The organism is Pseudomonas arsenicoxydans (assembly GCF_006438915.1).
Lineage (GTDB): Bacteria > Pseudomonadota > Gammaproteobacteria > Pseudomonadales > Pseudomonadaceae > Aquipseudomonas > Aquipseudomonas arsenicoxydans_A.
In genome coordinates this window covers 24,257-49,665 of record NZ_RCZE01000019.1, presented here as the reverse complement: position 1 = coordinate 49,665, position 25,409 = coordinate 24,257, and the positions used below count along the sequence as shown (strand labels likewise).

The following is a 25,409-nucleotide window of genomic DNA, read 5'->3' as shown; positions in this document are numbered from 1 at the left end:
ACTGTCCCATCACCTGAAGGAGCGCTCCCATGTCCTGGTCCAAACCCGCTTACACCGACCTGCGTATCGGCTTTGAAGTCACCATGTACTTCGCAAGCCGCTAATCTTTTTGTATCGCAGTGCCAACGCCTCGGCTCGCCGAGGCGTTTTTATTTTCAGTTTTCGAATGATGGAGCGGCCATGTTTGTCCAGATTCTAGGTTCCGCCGCCGGCGGCGGTTTCCCCCAGTGGAACTGCAACTGCGTGAACTGCGCCGGCTTTCGCGATGGCAGCCTGAATGCCAAGGCGCGGACCCAATCGTCTATCGCAATTTCCGATGATGGCGTGAACTGGGTGCTGTGCAACGCTTCGCCAGACATTCGCGCCCAACTCCAGAGTTTCGCCCCGATGCAACCGGGCCGGGCCCTGCGCGACACCGGCATCAGCGCGATCATTCTGATGGACAGCCAGATCGACCACACCACCGGCCTGCTCAGCCTGCGCGAAGGGTGTCCGCATCAGGTCTGGTGCACCGACATGGTCCATGAAGATTTGAGCAGCGGTTTTCCGCTGTTCACCATGCTGACCCACTGGAATGGCGGGCTGGATTGGAACCGGATCGAACTGGATCGCAGTTTCACCATTGCGGCCTGCCCGAACCTGCGTTTCACCCCGCTGCCACTGCGTAGCGCCGCGCCACCTTATTCACCGCACCGCTTCGACCCGCACCCCGGCGATAACATCGGCCTGATCGTTGAAGACCTGAGCACCGGCGGCAAGCTGTTCTATGCGCCGGGGCTGGGCAAGGTCGACGCGCCTTTGCTGGAGATCATGGCCGGCAGCGATTGCTTGCTAGTGGACGGCACGATGTGGGACGACGACGAAATGCAGCGCCGTGGCGTCGGCACCCGCACCGGTCGGGAAATGGGCCATCTGGCGCAGAACGGCCCTGGTGGCATGCTGGAAGTGCTGGAGCAATTGCCCAAGCAGCGCAAGGTGCTTATCCACATCAACAACACCAATCCGATTCTGGATGAGGATTCGCCGGAGCGGGCCGAGCTGGCTCGGCGGGGTGTTGAAGTGGCGTATGACGGCATGAGTATTGTGTTGTAGCCAATGGCCTCTTCGCGAGCAAGCCCGCTCCCACATTGAAATGCATTTCAATGTGGGAGCGGGCTTGCTCGCGAAGGCGTCAGACCAGACACCAAAGAATCCACCGGTTGTTTTCCGGAGAACCGCAATGACTGACACCCCAATGTCCCGCGCTGAATTCGAAGCCGCCCTACGCGCCAAAGGCGCCTATTACCACATCCATCACCCCTACCATGTGGCGATGTATGACGGTCGGGCAACTCGTGAGCAGATCCAGGGCTGGGTCGCCAACCGTTTCTACTATCAGGTGAACATCCCCCTGAAAGACGCCGCGATCCTCGCCAATTGCCCGGATCGCGAAATCCGCCGCGAGTGGATTCAGCGCCTGCTCGACCACGACGGCGCCCCCGGCGAAGACGGCGGCATCGAAGCCTGGCTGCGTCTCGGTCAGGCAGTAGGCCTCGACCCGGATCAACTGCGCTCCCAGGAACTGGTCCTGCCCGGCGTGCGTTTCGCCGTCGATGCCTACGTCAACTTCGCCCGTCGAGCCAGTTGGCAGGAAGCCGCCAGCAGTTCGCTGACCGAACTGTTCGCTCCGCAGATCCACCAATCGCGCCTGGACAGCTGGCCACAGCATTACCCGTGGATCGACCCGACCGGCTACGAGTATTTCCGCACTCGCCTGGGCCAGGCGCGCCGTGACGTGGAACACGGTCTGGCCATTACTTTGCAGCACTACACGACGCGAGAAGGCCAGGAGCGCATGCTGGAAATTCTCCAGTTCAAACTGGACATTCTTTGGAGCATGCTCGATGCCATGAGCATGGCCTACGAACTGAAACGCCCGCCGTATCACAGCGTGACCGAACAACGGGTCTGGCACAAAGGAATCACCTTATGAGTTTCGACCGCAGCAAGACCCCGACCTGGCGTACCGGCTACCGTTTCCAGTACGAACCGGCGCAGAAAGGCCATGTGCTGCTGTACCCGGAAGGCATGATCAAACTCAATGAAAGCGCCGCGCTGATTGGCGGTTTGATCGACGGCGAACGCGATGTCGCAGCGATCATTGCCGAACTGGACGCGCAGTTCCCCGGCGTGCCCGAGCTCGGTGAAGACATCGAGCAATTCATGGAGGTCGCCCGTGCTCAGCACTGGATCGAACTTGCCTGATTCTGCGTCAGACACGTTACCGCCCAAACCGGAAATCGGCCTGCCGCTGTGGTTGCTGGCCGAACTGACGTATCGCTGCCCGCTGCAATGCCCGTACTGCTCCAATCCGCTGGACTTCGCCGAGCAAGGCAAAGAACTGAGCACCGAGCAGTGGATCAAAGTGTTCCGCGAAGCGCGGGAGATGGGCGCGGCGCAGTTGGGTTTTTCCGGTGGTGAGCCGCTGGTGCGCCAGGACCTCGCCGAGTTGATCGCCGAGGCGCGCAAGCTGGGTTTCTACACCAACCTGATCACCTCCGGCATAGGCCTGACCGAGCAGAAAATCAGTGACTTCAAGAAGGCCGGACTGGACCACATCCAGATCAGCTTCCAGGCCAGCGATGAGCAGGTGAACAACTTATTGGCCGGTTCGAAAAAGGCCTTTGCACAGAAGCTGGAAATGGCCCGGGCGGTGAAGGCTCATGGCTATCCGATGGTGCTGAACTTCGTCACCCATCGGCACAACATCGACCAGATCGACCGCATCATCGAGCTGTGCATCGCCCTTGAGGCAGACTTCGTCGAACTCGCCACCTGTCAGTTTTACGGTTGGGCGCAGCTCAATCGGGTCGGTCTTTTACCGACCAAGGAACAACTGGTCCGCGCCGAACGCATCACCAATGAATACCGCGCCAAGCTCGAAGCCGAAGGGCATCCGTGCAAGCTGATTTTCGTCACGCCGGACTATTACGAAGAGCGCCCGAAAGCCTGCATGAATGGCTGGGGCAGCATCTTCCTGACGGTCACGCCGGACGGCACCGCCCTGCCCTGCCACGGCGCCCGACAGATGCCGGTGCAGTTTCCCAACGTGCGCGACCACAGCATGCAGCACATCTGGTACGACTCGTTTGGCTTCAACCGCTTTCGCGGTTACGACTGGATGCCCGAGCCTTGCCGCTCTTGTGACGAGAAAGAAAAGGACTTCGGCGGCTGCCGCTGCCAGGCGTTCATGCTTACGGGCGATGCGAGCAATGCCGACCCGGTGTGCAGCAAATCCGAACATCACGGCGTGATCCTCAAAGCCCGCGAAGAAGCCGAGCACGCCACCCAGACCATCGAACAACTGGCCTTTCGCAATGAACGAAACTCACGCCTCATCGCAAAAAGCTGAGCCCTTCAGCGCCGCTAAAGCGGTCGCGGCCGGTGTCGACTTTGCCGAGTTGCAGGTCGGTCGCAATGGCCTGTTCTGGAACGAATACCGGCCTGAAGACGCCGCCTGCCGGATCTGGCATTGGCGCGATGGCCAGGCACACTGCCTGACACCCGCGGGTTTCAGTGTGCGCAGTCGGGTCTACGAATATGGCGGTGGGGCGTTTTGTCTGACGGATGACGGGATCGTTTTCGTCAACGAGGCAGACCAGCAGTTGTATCGGCAATCGCTCACAGGCGAGCCTGTGGTACTGACTTCGGGTCAGTGCCGATATGGCGATCTGCAATCCGCCAACGGACAGGTTTTGGCGGTTGAAGAGAACCGCGACCGGCATCGATTGGTGGCGATTGATGGGAAGGACGGCACGCGTCATCTGCTGGCAGAGGGTGCCGACTTCTACGCAGCACCGACCCTGAGCCCAGACTCGCAACGCCTCGCGTGGATCGAGTGGAGCCGGCCGGAACAGCCCTGGACCGCGACGCGGCTGATGGTTGCCGAGCGCCAGAGCGAGGGTAAGTTTGCGGTGCCACGCTGCGTGGCTGGTGAGGATGTTCAGGAATCACTGCAACAACCTCGATTCGATGACAGCGGTCGATTGCTTTGTCTGACGGACCGTGGCGGTTTTTGGCAGCCATGGGCGGAGTCATCAGACGGTTTGAGCCCGTTGCCCTGTGCCGCGGCCGATCATGGGCCGGCACCGTGGCAACTTGGAGGCTGCACCTGGCTGCCTTTGGGTGAAGACAAATACCTGGCCAGTTGGACGAAAGAAGGTTTTGGCCGACTGGGTCTTTGCGGTGAGACCTCCGAAGATTTCACCGGCGCCTACAGTCGCTTCCGCTATCTGGCGCTGGATGAGCAATTTATTTATTGCATCGCCGCATCGCCGGTCAGTTCGTCGGCGGTGATCGCCATCGACCGCCATAGCCGACAGGTCAAGGTATTAGCCGGCGGCGTTGCGCCGTTACCCACCGAGCAGATCAGCGTCCCGCAAACCCTGCGCTACCCGAGCGGCTCAGGTGAAGCCCACGGTTTCTTCTATCCAGCGATGACCGGTGCTGCAAAGCCGCCGCTGGTGGTGTTCATCCACGGCGGTCCGACGTCGGCGTGCTACCCGATGCTCGATCCGCGCATTCAATACTGGGCGCAACGCGGCTTTGCCGTGGCCGATCTCAATTATCGCGGTAGCAGCGGCTATGGCCGGGCTTATCGTCAGGCACTGCATTTGAGTTGGGGTGACGTGGATGTGGAGGACGCCTGCGCAGTGGTCGCCCATCTCGCCGAACGTGGATTGATCGATGGTGGAAAAGCGTTTATTCGCGGCGGTAGCGCTGGCGGCTACACCACTCTTTGCGCGCTGGCGTTTCAGAAGGTTTTCCGCGCCGGTGCCAGTTTGTACGGTGTCAGCGATCCCGTGGCATTGGGGCGCGCAACGCACAAATTCGAAGGCGATTATCTGGACTGGCTGATCGGCGATCCGCTACAGGACGCCGAGCGCTACGCTGCGCGCACACCGCTGCTGCATGCGAGCAACATCAGCGTGCCGGTGATTTTCTTTCAAGGGGAACTGGACGCAGTGGTCGTGCCGCAGCAGACCCGGGACATGGTTACGGCGCTGCAGGACAACGGTATTTTGGTTGAAGCGCATTACTACGCCGACGAACGCCATGGCTTTCGCAAGGCGGGCAATCAGGCGCATGCGCTGGAGCAGGAGTGGTTGTTTTATCGGCGGGTGATGGAGCTTGGGGACTGAAGTCTGCGCTCGTACTGAAATTGCGGCGCCACCTTCGCGAGCAAGCCCGCTCCCACATTTGATCTCAGGTGTTCGTAGATAACGTGTTCACTGAAGATCTAGTGTGGGAGCGGGCTTGCTCGCGAAAGCGGTCTACCTGACGACGCTAAGTTCAGCGCTTGGCAATGATATAAACCGCATGCACGATCCCCGGAATGTAACCGCACAACGTCAGCAAAATATTCAGCCAGAACGCCCCGGCGAAACCGACTTGCAGAAACACACCCAATGGCGGCAACAGAATGGCGATGATGATTCGAATAAAGTCCATGGGGGCAGCTCCTGATTGGAAGTGGCTCGTGTGAGCCCTACAGTTAATCGACCTGTGCCGTTCGTCAGGGTTCAGTGCATTGCCTCAGGCCAGTATTTCCAGGCCATGTTTTTGAACGATGCTCAGCAGCTTCAGCGCCATGCCACTGGGGTGCTTATCCCCCGCCTCCCATTGCTTCACCGTCGAAGCGCTGGTGTTCAAATAACGGGCGAATACGGGCTGGCTGACGTTGTTGCGTTCACGTAGCGCTTTTATTTGCTCTGCATCAATAGCCTCAGGTACCGGAGCCAGACAAAGGTCTTCGAACTCGCGCAAGGTGGTCTTGCTGATTGCACCGATGGAAAACAAGGCATTGGCAGATTCGTAAATGGATTCTGACGCCTCACTTCTGAATTTCTTACTCATAAAATATCTCCACAAACTCCTTGATATCCAGGAAGTGCTGGACTTGCGAATCCGAAAGCCCCTCGTAGATCTTCGACATTTTCCGAAAAGCGATCAGGTCTGTCTGACAAATATTGTTCTGGTCCTTCTTGGCATACAGAAACTGATAAACGTAGTAATTGCCTCCCTGGCCAGGACAATCGAACGATGCCGGTTGGCATTCAAGCGTTTTTCCAGACCCCGCCGCCAAGATTGTCCGCCTGGCCATTAAGCATTCCAGTGAATGCCTCTCGAAGCTCCTCGTCACCGATCCATGCTTTTGCGGCTTGCGTCGCAAAGCGTTTTGCCTTGAATAACCTTGGTGACATTGGCATCCCTTCCAAAAACATACCACCCAGTGGTATAGATTTCAAAACCAGTTTTTTAATAAAACTGTTTCATTGGCACCGGCATTCCTTGCCGGTCCTTTTAAAAAGCCACTTATCCGGTCACCACTCAAGCGGTGAATGCATTCGGCAAAACGCAGAGATAAAAAAACGCCCCACGCGAAAAGAATCAAACGTGGGGCGATGCGTTATTACCGCGAGACGGTTCTGGAATGTGCGTGGGAAAGGTCTGATCAGACCGCAATCCCTTTGCGGCACTGCAATTGCGCGGTGCGCACACGGGAGAAGGCGCGGGTCAGGCGCAGAAGCATTTCGTCGATGTTGGCGTTGCTGACCGTCAGTGCGGGGGTAAAGCGCAGGCAGTCGGGTTGCGGAGCGCTGAGCAACAGGCCTTCGTACAGCGCGGCACGGACCACGGCGTGGGCAGAATCGTCCGACAGCGTCAGCCCCAAAAGCAGACCTTGCCCACGCAATTCGCCGTGGCCGTAACGATGAGCCAAGCGCCCGAGGCCTTCACGCAGGTGCTGCCCGGTTTCCCTGACATGCACGAGAAAACCCCTGTCCTGCACGCTGTCGAGTACCGCCAGCCCGGCAGCCGTCATCAGGGCATTGCCATGATGAATACCGCTTAGGTCACCCACGTCGAAACAGCAGGCCTTGCCTCGCGCCAGTAACGCAGCGAGCGGCACGCCACCACCCAGCCCTTCGCCGAGGACAACGATATCTGCCCGAACGCCGTAGGACTGTTCCGCGATCAATGTGCCGCAACGCCCGATACCGGTTTGTACTTCGTCGAGAATCAGCAGAATCCCCAGCTCACGACACAGGCGTTCAACACCCTTGAGGTAATGCTCGGCGGCCGGGTTCACTCCCGCTGCGTTCTGGATCGGTTCAAGCATGATGGCTACGGTCCGGGCGTCGACCGCTGCATGCATGGCTGCAAGATCATTGAAGGCAACCTGGTGCAAATCCGCCATCGTTTCGAAACGACGGTCAAGGCAGCCGTTGCCGGCAACGATGATGCGCGAAGCTCCGCCGCGATAGCGTTGACCCCACTTACACGCCAGTTTGATCGCCGCGTCACACGCTTCGCGGCCACTGTTGAGCAGGTACGCCTGATCACTGCCAGTGGCGGTGCAGAGGCGCCCGGCAAGGTTGAGCATGCCGCGATTGTGCAGGGCAAATCCGGGATTGATCAGTGATTGAGCCTGTTGCGAAATCGCCTGCACCAGCACCGAAGGACTGTGCCCCAGGCTGTTGGTCCCGCCTGCTTGAGTGAAATCCAGGTAAGCGCGGTCATCGCTGTCCCACAACCAGGAGCCTTGGCCACGCACGAAAATCTGTTTCGGCCGCTCGACGCTGGGCATCAGATACTCGCTGGAAAAGTGGTCGCGGTGGGACGGCTGGAATGTGTCCGAAGCAAGGTCATCAAGACTCGGCGGATTACGCCGTAAATTGAACAGATTCATCCGAAAAAACCCCGATTGAGGTTTTTTGCCTTACCTATGTAAATACCTTCGGCGCAAACGATATTCATCGCGTTCTATGGCCCTGTAAGCCTTGTGAATGCGGTTAGACTAGGCGCTTGCCTGGCCTTGAGCCATTTCGATTTTCCAGCATTTTCGATAATCATCCCTTATGGATTTCAAGCAACTGCGTTATTTCGTCGCGGTCTACGAAGAAGGCCACGTAGGCCGGGCTGCCGAGCGGCTTTCAATCTCTCAGCCGGCGTTGTCCCAGCAAATCCGCCATCTCGAACAGAACCTCGATGTGAGCCTGTTTGAGCGCAGCAGCAAACGTCTGCTGCCCACCCTGGCTGCTCACACCTTGTACAACCACGCAGTGCCACTGCTCGATGGCATGCAGCGGGCGCGCGAGGCATTGGGCAATTTCAAGGGACAGGCGATGCGCACATTGGCCATCGGTGTACTGCAAACCGTGCACACCAGCCTGGTGCCGCAGATGCTTGAGCGGGTACGCAAGGCTCAACCGCACCTGGTGGTGCAGATCTACGAACTGACCGGGCTGGAAATCGAGCGACGACTGCTTAACGGCTCGCTGGACATTGGCATCAGCTACCTGCCGCCGCGTCAGCCAGGGTTGCACGGCGTGATGCTGTACGAAGATGAACTGACCCTGGTCATCCCCGCCGATCACCCGTTGCGCGAATTCAAGAAAGTCTCCATGAGTCAGGCCGCCGAGTTACCGATGCTGTTGTTGGGAGAAGAGTTCCAGATCCGCCAGATCTGGCAGACGCAACTGGCCAGTCTCGGCAGGCGCCCACAGGTGCAGGCGGAGTTGAACAACATGGCGGGGATCCTCGACAGCCTGCCACATACCCGACTGGCGACGGTGCTGCCCGGACGCTCGCAAAAGGCGCTCGGCAACAACGAACTGCTGTGGAAACCACTGACCGAGCCGCGGGTGCCGCTGAAAGTCGGATTGGTGTGCCGCGACGTACAGCGCCAACAGACCTCGCTGGCCTTGTTACGCACGCTGCTGGAGGAGGTGATTAACGGGCCCGATGAACGTCTGAACAACTCGAAAACCCTTGATGGGCTGAGCTAGAAACTTTTCTGCCGGTAAAAGAAAACCCCGCCGAAGCGGGGCTTTGCAGACTGTTTCCCTGACATCCATTTCACTCCGCCGTCCTGGCAGAATCCTACGTGTCCGTGTTGTTGCTTTGCGCTTCCTGCGCGACGTCCATGTGAAGTAGATTAGCTGTGGATCCAATCTACGCCTATGGGAAAACAGCAGCACGCTATGTAAGAGAATGCTTACATAACGTCACATTTGTCAGAACTGCGCAGCTTCCAGCAAGAACAGCGACTCGCTGCCGGCTTTCACCGACGCGCTCAACGAGTGAATACGCGGCAGCAGGCGGGCGAAGTAGAAGCGCGCCGTGCCGAGTTTGCTCGCGTAGAAATCGTCCTGCGCTTCTTTGCCCAAAGCAGCCTTGGCCATCAACGCCCACATGTAGGCGTACGCCACATAACCAAAGGTTTGCAGGTACTCGACCGACGCCGCGCCGATTTCATTCGGGTTGTTTTTGGCGCGGTCCAGCAACCACGCGGTCAGCTCGTCAAGGGTGGTCACGGCGTCATTCAGCGGCTTGGTGAACTCCGCCAGATCAGCGCTGGCAGTCGCGGTGAAATGACGGATCTCGTCAGCGAACAGGTTATAGAACGCCCCGCCCGTGCCGACGATCTTGCGTCCGACCAGGTCCAGCGCCTGAATGCCGTTGGTGCCTTCGTAGATCTGAGTGATGCGCACGTCGCGCACCAGTTGTTCCTGGCCCCACTCACGGATGTAACCGTGGCCGCCGAACACCTGCTGACCGTGAACGGTGGTTTCCAGGCCAAGATCGGTCAGGAATGCCTTGGCTACCGGGGTCAGCAACGCCACCAGATCTTCAGCGCGTTTGCGGGTGGTCGCGTCTTCGCTGAATTTGGCGGTGTCCAGTTGCATGGCCACGTAAGTCGAGAAGGCACGGCCGCCTTCGTTCGAGGCTTTCATGGTCAGCAGCATGCGACGCACGTCCGGGTGGACGATGATCGGGTCGGCGACTTTGTCTTTGTTCTGCGCGCCGGTCGGCGAACGGCTTTGCAGACGATCGCGAGCGTATTCGACGGCGTTCTGGTAGGAGCGCTCACCGGTAGCCAGGCCCTGGATACCCACACCCAGACGCTCGTAGTTCATCATGGTGAACATCGCCGCCAGGCCTTTGTTCGGCTCGCCAACCAGGTAACCGATGGCTTCGTCGAAGTTCATCACGCAAGTCGCGGATGCCTGAATGCCCATCTTGTGTTCGATCGAACCGCAGTTCGCCGGGTTGCGCGCGCCCAGGCTGCCGTCGGCGTTGACCATGAACTTCGGCACCAGGAACAGCGAAATACCCTTCGGACCGGCCGGTGCATCCGGCAGTTTGGCCAACACCAGGTGAATGATGTTTTCGGTCAGGTCGTGCTCACCACCGGTGATGAAGATCTTGGTGCCGCTGACTTTGTAGGAACCGTCGGCCTGAGGTTCGGCCTTGGTGCGGATGATCCCCAGGTCAGTACCGGCGTGTGGCTCGGTCAGGCACATGGAACCGGCCCAGACGCCGGCGTACATGTTCGGCAGGTACGCGGCTTTCAGCTCTTCGCTGGCGTGGGCGTTGATCGACAGGCAGGCGCCGGCGGTCAGCATCGGGTACAGACCGAACGACAGGCTGGCGGAGTTGACCATTTCTTCGACCTGAGCCGAAACAGCCTTGGGCATGCCCATGCCGCCGTAGGCCGGATCACCGCCCACGCCAACCCAGCCGCCTTCAGCGTAAGTCTGATAAGCCTGTGGGAAACCTGCCGGCGTGGTGACGGCACCGTCCGCCCAATGGCAACCTTCTTCGTCAGCCGCACGGCTCAGAGGCGCGATGCTTTTACTGGTGACCTTGCCGGCTTCTTCAAGAATGGCTTCGACGGTTTCCGCATCGACGGTCTCGGCCAACGCAGGCAGCTCGGCCCAGAGTTTGGAGACCTCGAAAACTTCATTGAGAACGAAGCGCATATCGCGCAGGGGCGCTTTGTAGTCAGCCATGGCAAACCTCGCAAGATCTAATCGGGTGATTCATAGGAGTGGTGCATTCGTTGGGGCCGAGTGTAACCCAACAACTTTTACGACACATAGGGTCAGCCCATGACCGTTTTGTAATGATTAGTCACTGACCATTTGGTCATAAAAAAAGCCCGCAGTGACGCGAGCTTCCTTTGTTGCTCATTTTAAAAGACTAAAGCGCAAACAACTCCGCTGGAAGTTTCATCAGGCAATCACTTCCCGCCTCGATGGCCGCCCGATGAGCGGCAGTGCGCGGAAGCAATCGCTTGAAGTAAAACTCGTTGGTCGCGAGTTTGCCCTGGCAATAATCGGCATCACCGCTACCCGCATCGAGCTGCGCCTGAGCCACCAGCGCCATGCGCAGCCACAGATAGCCGAGAATGATGTAACCGCTGTACATCAGGTAATCCACCGACGCAGCCCCGACTTCGTCCGCATTCTTCATCGCGGCCATGCCGACCTGGGTGGTCAATTCGCCCCACTGCTGATTCAGCGTGTTGAGCTGCGTCACGTAGCTGCCGAGCTGCGGGTGCTCAGCGTTCGCCGCGCAGAATTTATGGACGATTTTGGTAAAGCCACGCAGCAACTTGCCCTGACTGCCGAGCACCTTGCGCCCAAGCAAGTCCAGCGCCTGAATACCATTGGTGCCTTCGTAGATCGGCGCAATCCGGCAGTCGCGCACCAACTGCTCCATACCCCATTCACGAATGAACCCGTGCCCGCCAAACACCTGCATGCCATGGTTGGTCACTTCCAGCCCGGTGTCGGTCATGAAGGCTTTGCAGATCGGCGTCAGGAAGGCCAGCAGGTCCTCGGCGTCCTGGCGTGCGCTTTCATCCGGACTCAAGTGCGCCACATCCAGCAACTGCGCAGTGAAGTACGTCAGCGCGCGGTTGCCTTCATTGAAGGCTTTCATGGTCAGCAACATCCGGCGCACGTCTGGATGGACGATGATCGGGTCGGCGGCTTTCTCTGGCGCTTTCGGGCCGGTCAGGGAGCGCATTTGCAAGCGGTCGTTGGCGTATTTGATCGCGCCCTGAAAGCTCGCTTCGCCCAGACACAAACCCTGCATCCCGGTGCCGAGGCGTGCGTGGTTCATCATGGTGAACATGCAGTTCAGGCCTTTGTTCGGCTCTCCGATCAGGAAACCCTTGGCGCCATCGAAGTTCAGGACGCACGTCGCCGACGCCTTGATGCCCATTTTGTGTTCGATCGAACCGCAGGCAACGCCATTGCGCTCGCCCGCCTCCCCCGCGGCATCGGGCAGGAACTTTGGAACGATAAACAGCGAGATGCCCCGGGTGCCAGCCGGCGCGTCCGGCAGTTTCGCCAGCACCAGGTGAATGATGTTGTCACTCATGTCGTGCTCGCCGGCCGAGATGAAAATCTTGCTGCCGGAGATCGCGTAGCTGCCATCGGCCTCAGGCACGGCGCGGGTCTTAATGATGCCCAGGTCGGTGCCGCAATGGGCTTCGGTCAGGCACATGGTGCCGGTCCATTGGCCCGCGGTGAGTTTGCTCAGGTAGGTGTTTTTCTGTTCTTCGGTGCCGTGGGCGTGGATCGCCGACATCGCGCCGTGGGTCAGCCCCGGGTACATGCCCCACGAGGTGTTGCTGGAGCCGACCATTTCGCTGATCACCAGCCCCAACGAACTCGGCAGGCCCTGGCCACCGTACGCGGGGTCCGCCGCCAGACCATGCCAGCCGCCTTCGACGTATTGTGCGAAAGCTTGCTTGAAGCCTGTAGGCGTCGTCACCACGCCATTGTCGAAATGGCAGCCCTCTTCGTCACCGCTGCGATTCAACGGGGCCAGAACGTTCTCACAGAACTTCGCGCCCTCTTCAAGGATCGCGTTGATCATGTCCGGGCTGGCCTCGGTAGCGCCGAGCGCAGCGTAGTTGCTGTGGAAGTCGAAGACGTGGTCGATCAGAAAGCGCATATCGCGCAGGGGAGCTTTGTACGCAGGCATGGTCGTTTCTCCGTCAGCAGATGCTTCAAACCTACTGCCGGCCACCACGCCTCACAATCACAGTCCAGACGCTGAATGCGCCATCATCACTCAACCCGCAGCGGCGTCCATTCGCACGGCGCCACGACGGGTCTGACCGAACGCCACCACGCAGTTCCGCCCGGCGCCCTTGGCGCTGTAGAGCGCTTCGTCCGCTGACTTGAGGACCTTTTCAGGGGTGCGCTGCTCCACACGTTCGGCGACGCCGATGCTGACGGTGACTGACACACTTGAAGCACCCGGACCCGAGCGGCGCTGACGACCTTGCTGGTCGTCCTGGGGCCGGTTGTCCTGATTGCGCAGCTGAATATTGTAGGTGGCGATGGATTCGCGGATGACTTCCAGGTGCGGCATGCACTCTTCGAGCGTCTTGCCTGCGAACACCAGCGCAAATTCCTCACCGCCGTAGCGATACGCCCTACCGCCGCCGCCGATTTTCGACAGCTTGCTGGCAACCAGTCGCAGCACCTGGTCGCCGACATCGTGACCGTGGGTGTCGTTGAATTTCTTGAAGTGATCGACGTCGCTCATGGCCAGCACGTAATTGCGCCCCAGGCGCTGCATCCGCTCGTTTAAGGCGCGACGGCCCGGCAGACCGGTGAGCTCGTCGCGGAAAGCCATTTGGTACGCTTCATGGGCAACCGCCGCGGCAATCATCAGCATCACCTGACTGCACATGATATTGAGGGTAAACGGAAGAATGAAGGTTTTCGGCAGCGCCCAGAACAACCCGAGCAACCCCACCAGTTGAGCGGCGTGCAACGGACGCGGGTTGCGCCAGTATTGCCAGCTCAGCAAGAGGAACGAAGCGATGAACACTGGATAAGACAGCTGGATCAGGCTCATCCAGGCACCATGCAGCGCCGGCCAGCGGATTTCCGACAGCCACATCAGCAAGGCCTGTGGGTAACTTTGCTCCAGCCCCAACGCAACACTGCCGACGGCCAGCAACACAGCGAAGCGCGCCACCATGTCTTGAAACAGGTGCGTGCGCTCCTGCCAGGCCGCGAATACACCGAATAACAGCGGCAGCAACAGGCAACACAGATGGAAAACCACGGCGGCGTCTTCACGGACTTTGCCGTTGTCGCGGTAATAGTCGGTCTGGGTGTCGAGCAAAAAGTAGGCGATGTACACCGTGACCATCAGAAACAGCTCGCGCTGACGTCGGTAAACCGCGCAATACGCACCGCCGAGCAACAGCACCAACGTCGGCAGGACGTTGAACAGCGAGGTGAAGAAAACGTTCAGATCCTCGATGTAGGCAGCCGCAAGCCCCGCAAGTAAAAGCAGTAACGACGGTAGGAAATGGCTGAAATGTACAGCGGAAGAACGCGGCAAGGGTAAAGCTCCGACCGTCATGGCAATAGATGGCATTGTGCCCACCTACTGTAACGGCAGAAACGTCGACTTACTGAGCGAAATGTCAGGTTTTTTTAGCGGGTGCGTGACTGGCCGCAAACAGCGAGGCCAGTCACATCAGTCCATCAGAGATCGTTGTAGAACGGCAACAGTGGCCCTTCCGTAGCCGGGTGCCCTTCCGCACCCACCGGTTTGAGTGTAATCAGCGCGTCTGCCGCTTGTCGGGTGGTGATTTTCGGGCTGACGGGCTTCAACGTCACGGCGTTTTCATCACCTATATGGCCTTGTGGAATGACCAGAGACGGATGATCAAAAGGCGCCTGCTCCCAGGCCACCCGCGGATCGGTCAACCCGACTTCCATGAACTTGACCAGTGCATCCACTTCATCAGGTGTCAGGTTCAGGGCGGTCATGTCCGGATCAAGGTTGGAGGTGTTGTGCTGATTCACACTCGGATGATCGAAGCCACTGGTGTTGTTCGCTTCCGAGCCGCGCCGGTCGCCACCGCGGTTGTAGAACTCGACAACCTGCTTGAGTGTCGAGCGGCTGCCGTTATGGAAGTACGGCCCGGTCAGCGCGATGTTGCGCAGCGTCGGGGTTTTGAAGGCCCCATCCACCGCATCGTGGAAGCCCACATTGGGTTTGAGCGTCGCGTCGCACGGCAATCCCGCGCTCAGCAGCGCTTCGAAGGTGCACACATCCACCTCCAGCGGATCGGGCACATTGATGCCCTGCAGTTGGGTGTTGTATTCGCGGGTGAACGACAGCGGGTTGCCCCATGCGTCGGATCCGCCGAGCGCCAGGTCTTCCGACGTCGGGCGCACACCCGTGTTGTAGAAGCCGTTGTCGTAAAGCGCGGTGAGGTTGTCAGCCATCAGCATCCGTTCGATCCGCTCACGGGGATGGAACAGCAACCGGCTGGCGGCGTTGGTCAGTTCTGCACCGCCGTGACAACTGATGCACTTGCCTTTGCCAAGGAATAGATTCATCCCCTGGACCTGCTGCGCATTCATCGCCTGCTGATTGCCTTGCAAGTAAGCATCCACGGGGGCCTGGTCGGAGATCAGGGTGGATTCATACATCTGAATCGCCAGCCCGAAGAACAGCGGGAAGTTGGCCTCCATCTGGGTATAGGGCGCGCCACCGAGCGCAACCTGCTGTGTGGCGTTCCACAGCCGAGGCTGGAAAGCGGCCTTGATCAACTCTCTGTAGGTCGGGCGACGGGCGCCTGAAACGGGGCCCAGTACAGAGTCGGTGGAGGAAATCCGTTGCTGCTTGAGCATCAGCGTATCGAGCATGCGTCGGCCGATGTCGGCGAACGTGCGCCCGCCGCAGGACATTTCGACCGGACTGCCTGGTGGGCCCACGGCCTGCGAGGCGGCAGAAGCATCGTTGAGTGCCAGCCGAACCTTGGTGGCCACCCCGCTGCGATCGCTGGTGACGAAAATCCCGGCATCGGGATCGCGATTACCGAACGGCGAAAAACCGTTGAACACGTTATTGGCCCGACCGTCCCAGAAATTGCGTACGTTGAACGCAGCATTAATCACCGTCGGGGCATTGCGCCCGGTGCTGCGCCGCACGTTGATACCGCCGACCTGGAACACGCCGTCCGGTTGCTGCGTGCACTTGTCGAAGCGCGGTTGATTCGGCTTGACGAAGTTGGCGTCGAATACCCCTTGTGAGCCGACCACATCGTCGGTCGAGTAGACAATCGGCGAGTTGCGATCCAGTGGATCGGCCAGCACGTGAGTCGGGAAGTCGGTTTTTTTCAGCGTGTAGTTCGGGCCGCCCTTGCCGGCGGACAAGGTCGCGTAGGAAGGGACGTCGCCTGGAATATCGGAGGCTACAAACGGTTTGTTGAAGATCGACGATACGTTGGCATGGGTGCTGGCCTGGCCCGGGTTGATCTGGTTGGTGATCCGGTGATCGACACCCGCGTGAAAGTGGCAGGACGCGCACGCCGTCGAACCATCGCTGCCGATCTCCATGTCCCAGAACAGTGCCTTGCCCAGCAGAATCGCCGCCGAGCGATTGAGTACATAGTCGGTCATCAGGTCGACTTTGCGCCCGCCTTCGGTGCCGGAAGGGTCAGGGGGTGTCATGCCGTGCAGCGATTGCAGGGAAGGTACATCCACTACCGGCGCGACAACCTCTGGTGCTGATGCGGCGACAGCGCCCTCGCACGCCAGACCGAGTGCAATCAGGCCGCCCGTGATCGCGCAGGCCCTGCGGATAGTGAAAAGGTAATTCAAGGGCTTCACCATGATGTCTTTCTCGATTAAGTACGGAGTAGCCAAGCTCCGGAGTTATCCTGTTGCGAGATGAACTCATGGCCATGAATCTTGCTACTCGCGCACATAACCACACCAACTCGAAGTTGGCCCAGGCGAGAAGAAGCCTAACTGGCAAAGTACACTCTTGGCTCAGGTTTGATAGAAACACTTTTTTGTCGCGCCGGTGAGAGCGCTTAACTTCACTCTAGCTGTAACAAAAAATTTCAAAAGCGGAAACGAATATTTTTTTCTGTCAGGTGTTAGCTATTTTTTGTTAATAGCACCACCTCTCAAGTGCGACTAAAACCCTCCTCAACTTTGGTGTACTTCCACCCCCACCTCTGGGTTATATCCCCCAACACCAATCCAAATATCATCAACCAAAAAAAATAATGTCAATAATTACAGTAACTTATATATAAAAACCTTCTATGCAAAACCCTGGCAAAGTAATTGCTAACTCAGTAGCTAATGGCGCCCGCAATTTAATTTCGCGGCACACCAGGCCCACTTACTCAGCACCTACATGATAAACCCCCACTTCACGCGTGTACTAGCTGCACTGCGTGAGCTATGTATTTTATTTAACATCAATACAAAAATGCTTATGACTAACACCCTCCACACATTTCTCTTGCATTGCTATTCCGCCCGGAGTAGATATAGACAATATTTCTCATTCAGCACTTATGATAAAACTCAGCCAGTGACTAACTGCACGACACTTAACACACTCCCAAACTTGGGTATATGTCCCCCCCTATGCCGGGGGTATTAATTCGATAGTGTTATTCGCACTACCATCCTTGGCCGCGCAGCCCGCATTCTGAGTGCGTCGGCGACTGTTTGTGTCTAATTGTTTCAAAACAGGCACGACAACTGCTTTGTACTCCTCAGGCTCAAGGAAATGTCTCTCGCGTTTGCGTCCATAACCGGCCGACGCACGCAGGTGAAAGCATCCGAACGGCAAGTGTCGACCGCACACAGGCACTTTTCCCGCTGGATCGAGCCAGAATTCGACACTCACGGCTTTGCGTTTTTCTTGCGCAGGATTCAGCGCATCTGCAGATCTACGGGCTCGATTGGCCGGCATTTGGTCTTGCAAGATACTGGAGTGAGCCATGAGCTTATCTTTGTACGAAAAAACGCTCGCCATACCGCCGCTGCCTCAAAAACGATTCAACGGCATCTTCAGTCGCCAGGCACTGCTCGCCAGTGCCGTCGCTGTCGCACTGACCATTGGTGGTGGCGGAGTTGCTTTTGCTAAAAACGGTGGTGGCGGGACTGCCAAGCCCCCGGGTGTGCCCTCGCCGTTCACGACACCCACGCTGCCCGACCCGGTTTTTACAAACCCGACTGCGATTCATGGGTTTGACGTAACCGGTTTTATCCAGAACATGACGCTGGACTCCACCAATGCAAATTGCCCCAATACCAGCGACCCGGGCCGCTTTGGGGGGACCGTCCAATTAAACGGCGTCACGATTACTGTTCCTTGCAACACCGTCATGCAGATGCCGGCCAACACCCTGACCTGGGCCGACTTCGTCAGGGGTGGAACCCTGGCGCTCGGAAAGTCAGCTACAGCCTATCCCTCGTTCGAGATTCATGTGGTAGGCAATAGCATCTCCAACAAGCAGATTGCCGGGCTGATCTTTGTCTCCCAGCAATCAACCAACGCGGGTAGCGGTTTCATCACCCGGATCGACTACACCAACGGCAACCTCGAAGTTGACAGCGGGAACCCGACACAACCCACGATTATTCAGATCAACGACCCGAGCGGACGTTTTGGCCGTCCCCAAAGCCCCGACCCACGCTTCTCCGTCGATGATGCCAACCCGACCATCCATGCCGCAACCGGCTACCCGATGTGCGTGCCGCGCACGATTTCCGGGGACGATGCATTCTGCCCACAGAAAAACCGGCCAAAAGTGGTCACCCCGACCACGACCAACAACTGCCGCAATTTCAGTCAGGCAGGTGTCACGCCTCCGACCAGTGGGGAGCTCTCGGGTCCAGCGGTGGGGCAGGTCTATTGCAGCCAGTACGTCATGAAGAGATTCAGCGATGCTAGCCGCACCGCGACGGACCCCGACCCGACGCAACAGGCCCCCTTCGAAGTCGGCGACTTCATCAGTTGGTCCGGTACCCTATTCAAGTCAACAACAACGGGCCTCCCGGACTTCATCTCTGCACACACGATCGAGGCGAACATCGGGATCTACACTCAGCCTGGTTCGCAGCCCAGCTACCTGTCTATCGGGGAATTTGGCGTCGGCACGGCCGACCCGGCTGCAACGGCCATCAACGGAGTAGCCCAGGAGACGCAGGACCGGATTTTCCTTGAGGCCTCGACCACCGACATCAAGACCCCGGTCGACATCTATCTGATAGATGTCAATCCATCGACAGGTGTGCAAACCAATCGCTGGGTTACACCCTATGAAATGACGGGTGAATGCAACCCTGCGCTGGGCCTTGCGACCAGTTGCCTGGGAGCCTCGGGTGGTATTACCACACAGAACACAGGTCCTCAGCCACAACGCGCCAGATTACGTGCGACCAAAGCGCCCGCTGGGCTTCTTAGCCAGCCGACACGCACCTTGCGCGTCGTTGCGCGGTCACTTTGCGTTCCACAGCAGAGCTTGTCCCAGACCGCCGTGGACAGTTGCCTCCAAAATGCGGGCAGGCTGACCGTCGCCAATGGACTGATTGCCGGCCAGTATGTGGCGCCGGTGTTTGAGTTCATCTTTCCGGAAGGCGTCAAGCCTGGCGATCCTGTAGTGCCTAACGACTTCTGGCATCTGCCGTTCATACGTAATGGCGAAGGCGTGAGCACCCCGACTGGCGTCGGCCCCCTGGATCCGACGCCATGGTGATCAAGGCCTGACCTCAGCGCAAAAAAAACCGCCGCTCCCGGAGGAAGCGGCGGTTTTTTTGAAGGACCGCGTGAAGGCTTAGTAGCCCAGGTCGAAGTTTTCTTCTTTCATGTCCATCAGGTTGTTGGCGCCCGACAGCATGGTTACAACGTGAGTGCGGGTACGCGGCAGGATGCGCTGGAAGTAGAAGCGCGCAGTCTGCAGCTTGGCGGTGTAGAACGCCTCTTCGGAAGTGCCGGCAGCCAGTTTCTCGGCAGCCAGACGCGCCATGTCAGCCCAAAAATAGGCCAGGCAGGCGTAACCGGAGTACATCAGGTAGTCCACGGAAGCCGCGCCGACTTCTTCGCGATCCTTCATGGCGGCCATACCGACCTTCATGGTCAGCTCGCCCCATTCCTTGTTCAGTGCAGCCAGCGGTGCGACGAACTCTTGAACCGCTTCGTTGCCTTCGTTGGTCTGGCAGAACTTGTGGACGATCTTGGTGAAGCCTTTCAGGGCCTCGCCTTGGGTCATCAGCACTTTACGGCCCAACAGGTCGAGTGCCTGGATACCAGTGGTGCCTTCGTACAGCATCGAAATGCGGCTGTCGCGAACGTTCTGCTCCATGCCCCACTCGGCGATGAAGCCGTGGCCGCCGTAGATTTGCACGCCGTGGTTGGCGGATTCGAAACCGACTTCAGTCATGAAGGCTTTAGCGATTGGCGTCATGAAGGCCAGCAGTGCGTCGGCTTTCTTCTTCTCTTCTTCATCCACGCCGTACTTGACGATGTCGACTTGCTTGGCGGTGAAGTAAACCATTGCACGGTTGCCTTCGGCGAATGCCTTCATGGTCAACAGCATGCGACGTACGTCTGGGTGAACGATGATCGGGTCAGCGGCTTTTTCCGGCGCTTTCGGGCCAGTCAGCGAACGCATTTGCAGGCGATCACGCGCGTATTTCAGGCCGCCCTGGAAGCCGATCTCGGCGTGTGCCAGACCTTGCAGCGCGGTGCCCAGACGTGCGGTGTTCATAAAGGTGAACATGCAGTTCAGGCCTTTGTTCGCCGGGCCGATCAGGAAACCGGTGGCCGCGTCGAAGTTCATCACGCAAGTGGCGTTGCCGTGGATGCCCATCTTGTGTTCCAGGGAACCACAGCTCACTGCGTTGCGAGCGCCGATCGAACCGTTCGCGTTCGGCATGAACTTCGGCACGATGAACAGCGAAATGCCTTTGGTGCCAGCCGGTGCGTCCGGCAGGCGGGCCAGTACGATGTGGACGATGTTGTCGGCCATGTCGTGTTCACCGGCCGAGATGAAGATCTTGGTGCCGGAGACTTTGTAGGAACCGTCGGCCTGAGGTTCAGCCTTGGTGCGCAACATGCCCAGGTCGGTGCCGCAGTGCGGTTCGGTCAGGCACATGGTGCCGGTCCATTCGCCGGATACCAGCTTGGTCAGGTACGCGTCTTGTTGCTCAGGCGTGCCGTGTTCGGAAATGGTGTTCATCGCGCCATGGGACAGGCCTGGGTACATGCCCCACGACCAGTTGGCCTCGCCAACCATTTCGCTGACAGCCAGACCCAAAGACTCCGGCAGGCCTTGGCCACCGTGCTCTACGTCGTGCGCCAGGCTAGGCCAGCCGCCTTCAACGAATTGTTTGTAGGCTTCTTTGAAACCCGTCGGGGTTTTAACGCCGGACTCGCTCCAGGTGCAGCCTTCGGTGTCACCCACGCGGTTCAGCGGGGCCAGTACCTGCTCACAAAACTTGGCGCCTTCCTCGAGAATGGCGTCAACCATGTCCGGAGTTGCGTCCGCACAAGCCGGAAGGCTCTGATAGTGCGCTTCGTAGCCGAGCAGTTCGTCACGAACGAAGCGAATATCACGCAAGGGGGCCTTGTAGTCAGGCATAGCGATAAACCTCTGCTGATGTAACCGGGAATGAACGACCGCGTGGATTTGTTGTGGCGGTCAAACAGTTGTTTGAAACATACGTTTACGCCCAAATCTTGTCAAGCGTCGATCTTTGGCCGTTTGTCCTCGACTCTTCAATTTGCCGGGCACGCAGCAGCGCACCACCGATGCTCAAGCAAAGGTGCCGTGTAGAAAAGATTAGTTGAGGGAGAAGGACTTACGCAGAAAAACGCCGCGAAAAGTCGCGGCGTTCAAGAAGCGGATTCAGCGAGGGATCAGGCGAATGTATCGATCAACGTACCGAGCATTTCGTCTGAAGCCTTGGCGACTTTAGCGCCCGCTTCCACCTGAAATTTGCCTTGAACCATCTCGACGACATTACTGGTCAGGTCGGATCGCTGACTGCGATCAACCGAGAGCAGGCGATCCACCTGAACCTCGGAAGACTGGCTGGTCACCGAACGCTCAATGGTGTTGTTGGCAATCTGTCCGGCAGCTTGATCGACACGGTTCTGCCCGGTCTGAATGGTGCTCAGACCCGCATAAAAAGCAGTGTTACCTGAAATCTGCATGGGAGAACTCGTCCGGCAAGGGGATCAATAGCGGGCATTGAATCAGACATGATGGCAAAACGCCCGACAAAAACACTAATGGCACAGTGCCTTGTGATAGCTAAAACCTAGTCCAGCAAATCCAGCTGCAAATGCTCCGCCACCGATTCAGCCGTGACCGACTTGAGTTTCGGCACCCGCCCAAGACACGGTGCGGGGATACGCTCGGCGAGTGTCGCGAGGTTCTCCTCCAGCCGCGAGGTTTTGGGATCAATGATATTGGCCACCCAACCCGCCAGCTGCAATCCATCCAGGGCAATCGCTTCGGCCGTCAACAGCGCATGATTGATACAGCCCAGGCGCACACCGACCACCAGAATGACCGGCAAACCCAGCGCCATCGCCAGGTCAGACAGATTGTCCTGATCCGCCAACGGCACACGCCAGCCGCCCGCCCCTTCAATCAGGGTGAAATCGGCCTGCATATCGAGAATCTCGCGCATGGGCGTCAACAGCGATTGCACCGTCAGCGCCACGCCAGCTTCCCGCGCGGCCAGGTGCGGCGCGATGGCTGGCTCGAACGCCACCGGGTTGACCTGTGCATACGTCAACGGCAACGAGCACTCGGCCAACAGCGCCAGCGCATCGGCGTTACGCAACCCCTTGGGCGTCACGTCGCAACCCGAGGCAACCGGTTTTCCCGCCGCAGTGCTCAAGCCTGCCGACCGCGCGGCATGCAGTAATCCGGCGGCAACGGTGGTCTTGCCGACGTCAGTGTCAGTGCCGGTGATGAAATAGGCTGCGCTCATAAAGGCTTCTCCAATACGGCATAGACCACCTGGTAAGTCGCCGGCAAACCTTCCGCCTGACGAAACTGCTCATACGCCTCGATCAAACCGAGGATCCGCGCCCGGCCAGTCAAACCACCCGGCCGCCCAGGGTTCAAGTTGTGCGCACCCAATGCCTTGAGTTCATGGGTCAGGCTGCGCACATCCGGGTAATGCAACACATGAGGACGGGTTTGCAGGCTGACGGTTTTCAAGCCGCTGGCTGCACACAGTTGCTGATAAACACCCAGCTCGCGGAACCGGTTGACATGGACCATGCCATCGACCTGACGCCAACTGTCACGCAGCTCAAACAACGTCCCTACACAAAGACTAGCAAACGCGAAAATCGCGCCCGGTTTCAGCACCCGATACGCTTCACTGAGCACCGATTCAAAGTCTGCGCACCACTGCACAGCAAGGCTGGAGAAGATCAGATCGCAGGTCGAATCCTGCAGTGGCAACCGCTCCGCATCGCCGGCGATGAAATGGGTGGCACCGCCCAATGGCCGGGCGTGATTGAGCATGCCTTCGGCAATGTCGAGGGCGACACCCTGACCGGCCGGAAAACGCTCACCCAGCGCCCGACTGAAATACCCGGTGCCGCAGCCCAGGTCGAGCCAGCGACCTGGGACAAAATCTGCGGACAAGCGGCTCAACAACTGGCTGCCAACATCACGCTGCAATTCAGCCACGCTGTCGTAGCTCGCCGCAGCGCGAGAAAAAGAGGCTGCCACCTGGCGCTTGTCGGGCAAACCGCCGGACAGGTTGTGAAGGGATAAATCAGTCATCACCAGACTCGTGCAAAAAGGCCTGAATCGCCCCCGCCACACCGTGGGGGTCTTCCAGAAGAAACGCGTGGCCGGCCTGTTCAATCAGACCGATTTCGACATCCGGCAGCAGTGCCAGCAAGTCCCCCGCCGCTTCGGCCGGGACCAGGCCGTCGAGGCCGGCGAACACATGCAGTTGCGGACCGCGGAATGCCTGCAAAGCCTGACGGGTATCCAGTTGTGCGAGGACTTCCAGACCACTCATCAATATCGATGCAGAAGCGTTTGGCGCGCCACCCAGCAGCAATCTCGACAACCCGCGCGGGTCCTCGGCGCCTTGCGCGCACAGCAACGAAAAGCGTTTCAACGTCATGCGCGGATCAGCCTTGCAGCCAGCCAGGAACGCATCGAACGTCTCGCCAGACATCGCATTCGGCCATTGCTCATGGGCGACAAACGAAGGATTACTCGCCAGGGTCAGCAAGCCGCAGCAACGATCACCACGACGTGCCGCCAATTCTGCCGCCAACATGCCACCCAAAGACCAGCCGCCGAGCCACGCATCCTGCGGCACTGTGGAATCGAGCTCATCGAGCCACTCCTCCAGATCGCTCGACTCCAGGTCCGGCAACGGCTCGATCTCGACGCGCAGGTGTTCATCCAGCCCCTGCAAGGCCGCCGCCAAAGGTTCCAATGGCGAAATCCCGAGGCCCCAGCCGGGCAGCAGAATCAGTCGATCACGCATGGCTTGGCTCCGGTTTCAGTTGGGCAAAACAATCGGCCAGTCCGTTTAACAATAGTTGTACCTGTGCCTCGCTGTGAGCGGCGGTCAGGGTCACCCGCAAACGGGCGCTGCCAGCCGGCACAGTCGGAGGACGGATCGCGGTCACCATCAAACCGCGCTCGCGCAGCATCTGCGACAGTCGAACCGCACGCCCGGCATCGCCAATCATGATCGGTTGAATCGGCGTGAAGCTGTCCATCAGCTCCAGGCCGATTTGCTCGGCGCCTCGGCGGAACTGGCGGATCAACGTCTTCAGATGCTCACGTCGCCAGTGTTCGGTGCGCAGCAGTTCGAGGCTTTTAAGTGTCGCGCAGGCTAGCGCCGGTGGTTGGCTGGTGGTGTAAATGTAGGGGCGGGCGAACTGGATCAGGCTCTCGATCAACTCCTCGCTACCCGCAACAAAGGCCCCGGCCGTACCGAAAGCCTTGCCCAGCGTACCGACCAACACCGGCACATCGTCCTGACTCAGGCCGAAATGCTCGACGATCCCGCCGCCATTGGCACCCAGCGGGCCAAACCCGTGAGCGTCATCGACCATCAACCACGCGCCCTTGGCCTTGGCTTCGCGGGCCAGCGCCGGCAGGTCGGCAATGTCGCCGTCCATGCTGAACACGCCGTCGGTGACCACCAGCGTATTGCCGGTGGCTTTCTCCAGGCGCTTGGCCAGGCTGACCGCGTCGTTGTGCAGGTAGCGATTGAAGCGCGCACCGGACAGAAGACCGGCATCCAGCAGCGAAGCATGATTGAGCCGGTCTTCAAGCACCGTATCGCCCTGTCCGACCAGCGCGGTGACTGCGCCGAGATTGGCCATGTAACCGGTGGTGAACAGCAACGCACGCGGGCGCCCGGTCAGATCAGCCAAGGCTTCTTCCAGTTCATGGTGCGGCGTGCTGTGACCGATGACCAAATGCGACGCCCCGCCACCCACGCCCCAACGAGCAGCGCCGGCGCGCCAGGCTTCGATCACTTGCGGGTGATTGGCCAGGCCCAGGTAATCGTTGTTGCAGAACGCCAGCAACGGCTGGCCATCGACCACCACTTCCGGTCCTTGAGGACTGTCGAGCAACGGACGCTGGCGGTAGAGGTTTTCGGCACGACGGGCAGCAAGGCGTGCGGCGAGATCGAAAGACATGCAGGCCTCGGGCGGTCAGTTCACAGAGTGCGAAAGTTACACAATCAATGTGGGAGCGGGCTTGCTCGCGAAGGCGT

Annotated in this window: 21 protein-coding genes and 1 pseudogene; 8 read left to right on the top strand and 14 right to left on the bottom strand. The window is 58.9% G+C overall.

Annotated features, from left to right (window positions below):
• Positions 1–29 precede the first annotated feature (29 nt).
• From pqqA to EAH78_RS29540, 6 genes are all read left to right on the top strand, one after another.
• The gene (gene pqqA, locus EAH78_RS29565) at positions 30–104 is read left to right on the top strand and encodes a pyrroloquinoline quinone precursor peptide PqqA (protein ID WP_009045898.1); all 75 of its coding nucleotides are present in this window, start codon (positions 30–32) and stop codon (positions 102–104) included.
• Between the two features lie 76 nt (positions 105–180).
• Positions 181–1,092 carry a pyrroloquinoline quinone biosynthesis protein PqqB gene (gene pqqB, locus EAH78_RS29560; protein ID WP_140671592.1) on the top strand — a complete coding sequence of 304 codons (912 nt, stop codon included), beginning with the start codon at positions 181–183 and terminating at the stop codon, positions 1,090–1,092.
• 127 nt (positions 1,093–1,219) lie between these two features.
• Positions 1,220–1,972, top strand: a complete 753-nt coding sequence (gene pqqC / locus EAH78_RS29555) for a pyrroloquinoline-quinone synthase PqqC (RefSeq protein ID WP_140671590.1) — start codon at positions 1,220–1,222, stop codon at positions 1,970–1,972.
• Complete coding sequence (gene pqqD, locus EAH78_RS29550) at positions 1,969–2,244, top strand: pyrroloquinoline quinone biosynthesis peptide chaperone PqqD (protein ID WP_007947819.1); 276 nt, start codon at positions 1,969–1,971, stop codon at positions 2,242–2,244. The genes pqqC and pqqD overlap by 4 nt, the downstream gene beginning before the upstream one ends.
• Entirely contained in the window at positions 2,237–3,391 is a 1,155-nt protein-coding gene (gene pqqE / locus EAH78_RS29545) for a pyrroloquinoline quinone biosynthesis protein PqqE (protein ID WP_170219189.1), read from the top strand. The genes pqqD and pqqE overlap by 8 nt, the downstream gene beginning before the upstream one ends.
• Entirely contained in the window at positions 3,357–5,180 is a 1,824-nt protein-coding gene (locus EAH78_RS29540; protein WP_140671586.1) for a S9 family peptidase, read from the top strand. The genes pqqE and EAH78_RS29540 overlap by 35 nt, the downstream gene beginning before the upstream one ends.
• Positions 5,181–5,331: 151 nt before the next feature.
• Here EAH78_RS29540 and EAH78_RS29535 read toward each other — a convergent pair whose 3' ends face one another.
• The 4 genes and pseudogenes from EAH78_RS29535 to EAH78_RS29520 all read right to left on the bottom strand — a co-directional run bounded on the left by EAH78_RS29535 (position 5,332) and on the right by EAH78_RS29520 (position 7,729).
• Positions 5,332–5,490 carry a YqaE/Pmp3 family membrane protein gene (locus tag EAH78_RS29535; protein ID WP_007904205.1) on the bottom strand — a complete coding sequence of 53 codons (159 nt, stop codon included), beginning with the start codon at positions 5,488–5,490 and terminating at the stop codon, positions 5,332–5,334.
• Between the two features lie 84 nt (positions 5,491–5,574).
• Entirely contained in the window at positions 5,575–5,895 is a 321-nt protein-coding gene (locus tag EAH78_RS29530) for a helix-turn-helix domain-containing protein (RefSeq protein WP_140671583.1), read from the bottom strand.
• Positions 5,888–6,242: pseudogene (locus tag EAH78_RS29525) on the bottom strand (type II toxin-antitoxin system RelE/ParE family toxin). The gene EAH78_RS29530 and the pseudogene EAH78_RS29525 overlap by 8 nt, the downstream one beginning before the upstream one ends.
• 251 nt (positions 6,243–6,493) lie before the next feature.
• On the bottom strand, positions 6,494–7,729 hold the full coding sequence (locus EAH78_RS29520) for an aspartate aminotransferase family protein (protein ID WP_140671581.1): 1,236 nt from the start codon (positions 7,727–7,729) through the stop codon (positions 6,494–6,496).
• Between the two features lie 169 nt (positions 7,730–7,898).
• On the opposite strand from EAH78_RS29520, the gene EAH78_RS29515 reads away from it, so the two are divergent.
• Complete coding sequence (locus tag EAH78_RS29515) at positions 7,899–8,828, top strand: LysR family transcriptional regulator (RefSeq protein ID WP_140671578.1); 930 nt, start codon at positions 7,899–7,901, stop codon at positions 8,826–8,828.
• Between the two features lie 228 nt (positions 8,829–9,056).
• On the opposite strand, the gene EAH78_RS29510 is transcribed toward EAH78_RS29515, so the two are convergent.
• From EAH78_RS29510 to EAH78_RS29495, 4 genes are all read right to left on the bottom strand, one after another.
• Positions 9,057–10,835, bottom strand: coding sequence for an acyl-CoA dehydrogenase C-terminal domain-containing protein (locus tag EAH78_RS29510; RefSeq protein ID WP_140671576.1), 1,779 nt, complete (start codon positions 10,833–10,835; stop codon positions 9,057–9,059).
• Positions 10,836–11,025: 190 nt separating this feature from the next.
• Positions 11,026–12,822, bottom strand: coding sequence for an acyl-CoA dehydrogenase C-terminal domain-containing protein (locus EAH78_RS29505; protein ID WP_140671574.1), 1,797 nt, complete (start codon positions 12,820–12,822; stop codon positions 11,026–11,028).
• Positions 12,823–12,912: 90 nt separating this feature from the next.
• Positions 12,913–14,202 carry a GGDEF domain-containing protein gene (locus EAH78_RS29500; protein ID WP_140671571.1) on the bottom strand — a complete coding sequence of 430 codons (1,290 nt, stop codon included), beginning with the start codon at positions 14,200–14,202 and terminating at the stop codon, positions 12,913–12,915.
• Positions 14,203–14,348: 146 nt separating this feature from the next.
• Entirely contained in the window at positions 14,349–16,490 is a 2,142-nt protein-coding gene (locus EAH78_RS29495; protein ID WP_140671685.1) for a cytochrome-c peroxidase, read from the bottom strand.
• A 1,130-nt stretch (positions 16,491–17,620) separates the two neighbouring features.
• Between EAH78_RS29495 and EAH78_RS29490 the strand changes: the two genes are divergently transcribed.
• Positions 17,621–19,381, top strand: a complete 1,761-nt coding sequence (locus EAH78_RS29490; protein ID WP_140671569.1) for a hypothetical protein — start codon at positions 17,621–17,623, stop codon at positions 19,379–19,381.
• A gap of 78 nt (positions 19,382–19,459) precedes the next feature.
• Here EAH78_RS29490 and EAH78_RS29485 read toward each other — a convergent pair whose 3' ends face one another.
• The 6 genes from EAH78_RS29485 to bioF form a co-directional block, all read right to left on the bottom strand.
• Entirely contained in the window at positions 19,460–21,265 is a 1,806-nt protein-coding gene (locus EAH78_RS29485; protein ID WP_140671567.1) for a phenylacyl-CoA dehydrogenase, read from the bottom strand.
• Between the two features lie 278 nt (positions 21,266–21,543).
• Positions 21,544–21,840 (bottom strand): pyrroloquinoline quinone biosynthesis protein PqqE, encoded by a 297-nt coding sequence (locus EAH78_RS29480; RefSeq protein ID WP_140671565.1) that lies wholly within the window; start codon positions 21,838–21,840, stop codon positions 21,544–21,546.
• 107 nt (positions 21,841–21,947) lie between these two features.
• Entirely contained in the window at positions 21,948–22,628 is a 681-nt protein-coding gene (gene bioD, locus EAH78_RS29475) for a dethiobiotin synthase (protein WP_140671563.1), read from the bottom strand.
• Positions 22,625–23,437: a malonyl-ACP O-methyltransferase BioC gene (gene bioC / locus EAH78_RS29470; protein ID WP_140671561.1), complete on the bottom strand. Its 813-nt coding sequence runs from the start codon at positions 23,435–23,437 to the stop codon at positions 22,625–22,627. Before bioC ends, bioD begins: the two co-directional genes overlap by 4 nt.
• Positions 23,430–24,161 (bottom strand): alpha/beta fold hydrolase, encoded by a 732-nt coding sequence (locus EAH78_RS29465; RefSeq protein WP_140671559.1) that lies wholly within the window; start codon positions 24,159–24,161, stop codon positions 23,430–23,432. Before EAH78_RS29465 ends, bioC begins: the two co-directional genes overlap by 8 nt.
• Positions 24,154–25,332: an 8-amino-7-oxononanoate synthase gene (gene bioF, locus EAH78_RS29460; protein WP_140671557.1), complete on the bottom strand. Its 1,179-nt coding sequence runs from the start codon at positions 25,330–25,332 to the stop codon at positions 24,154–24,156. The genes EAH78_RS29465 and bioF overlap by 8 nt, the downstream gene beginning before the upstream one ends.
• Positions 25,333–25,409: the final 77 nt, after the last annotated feature.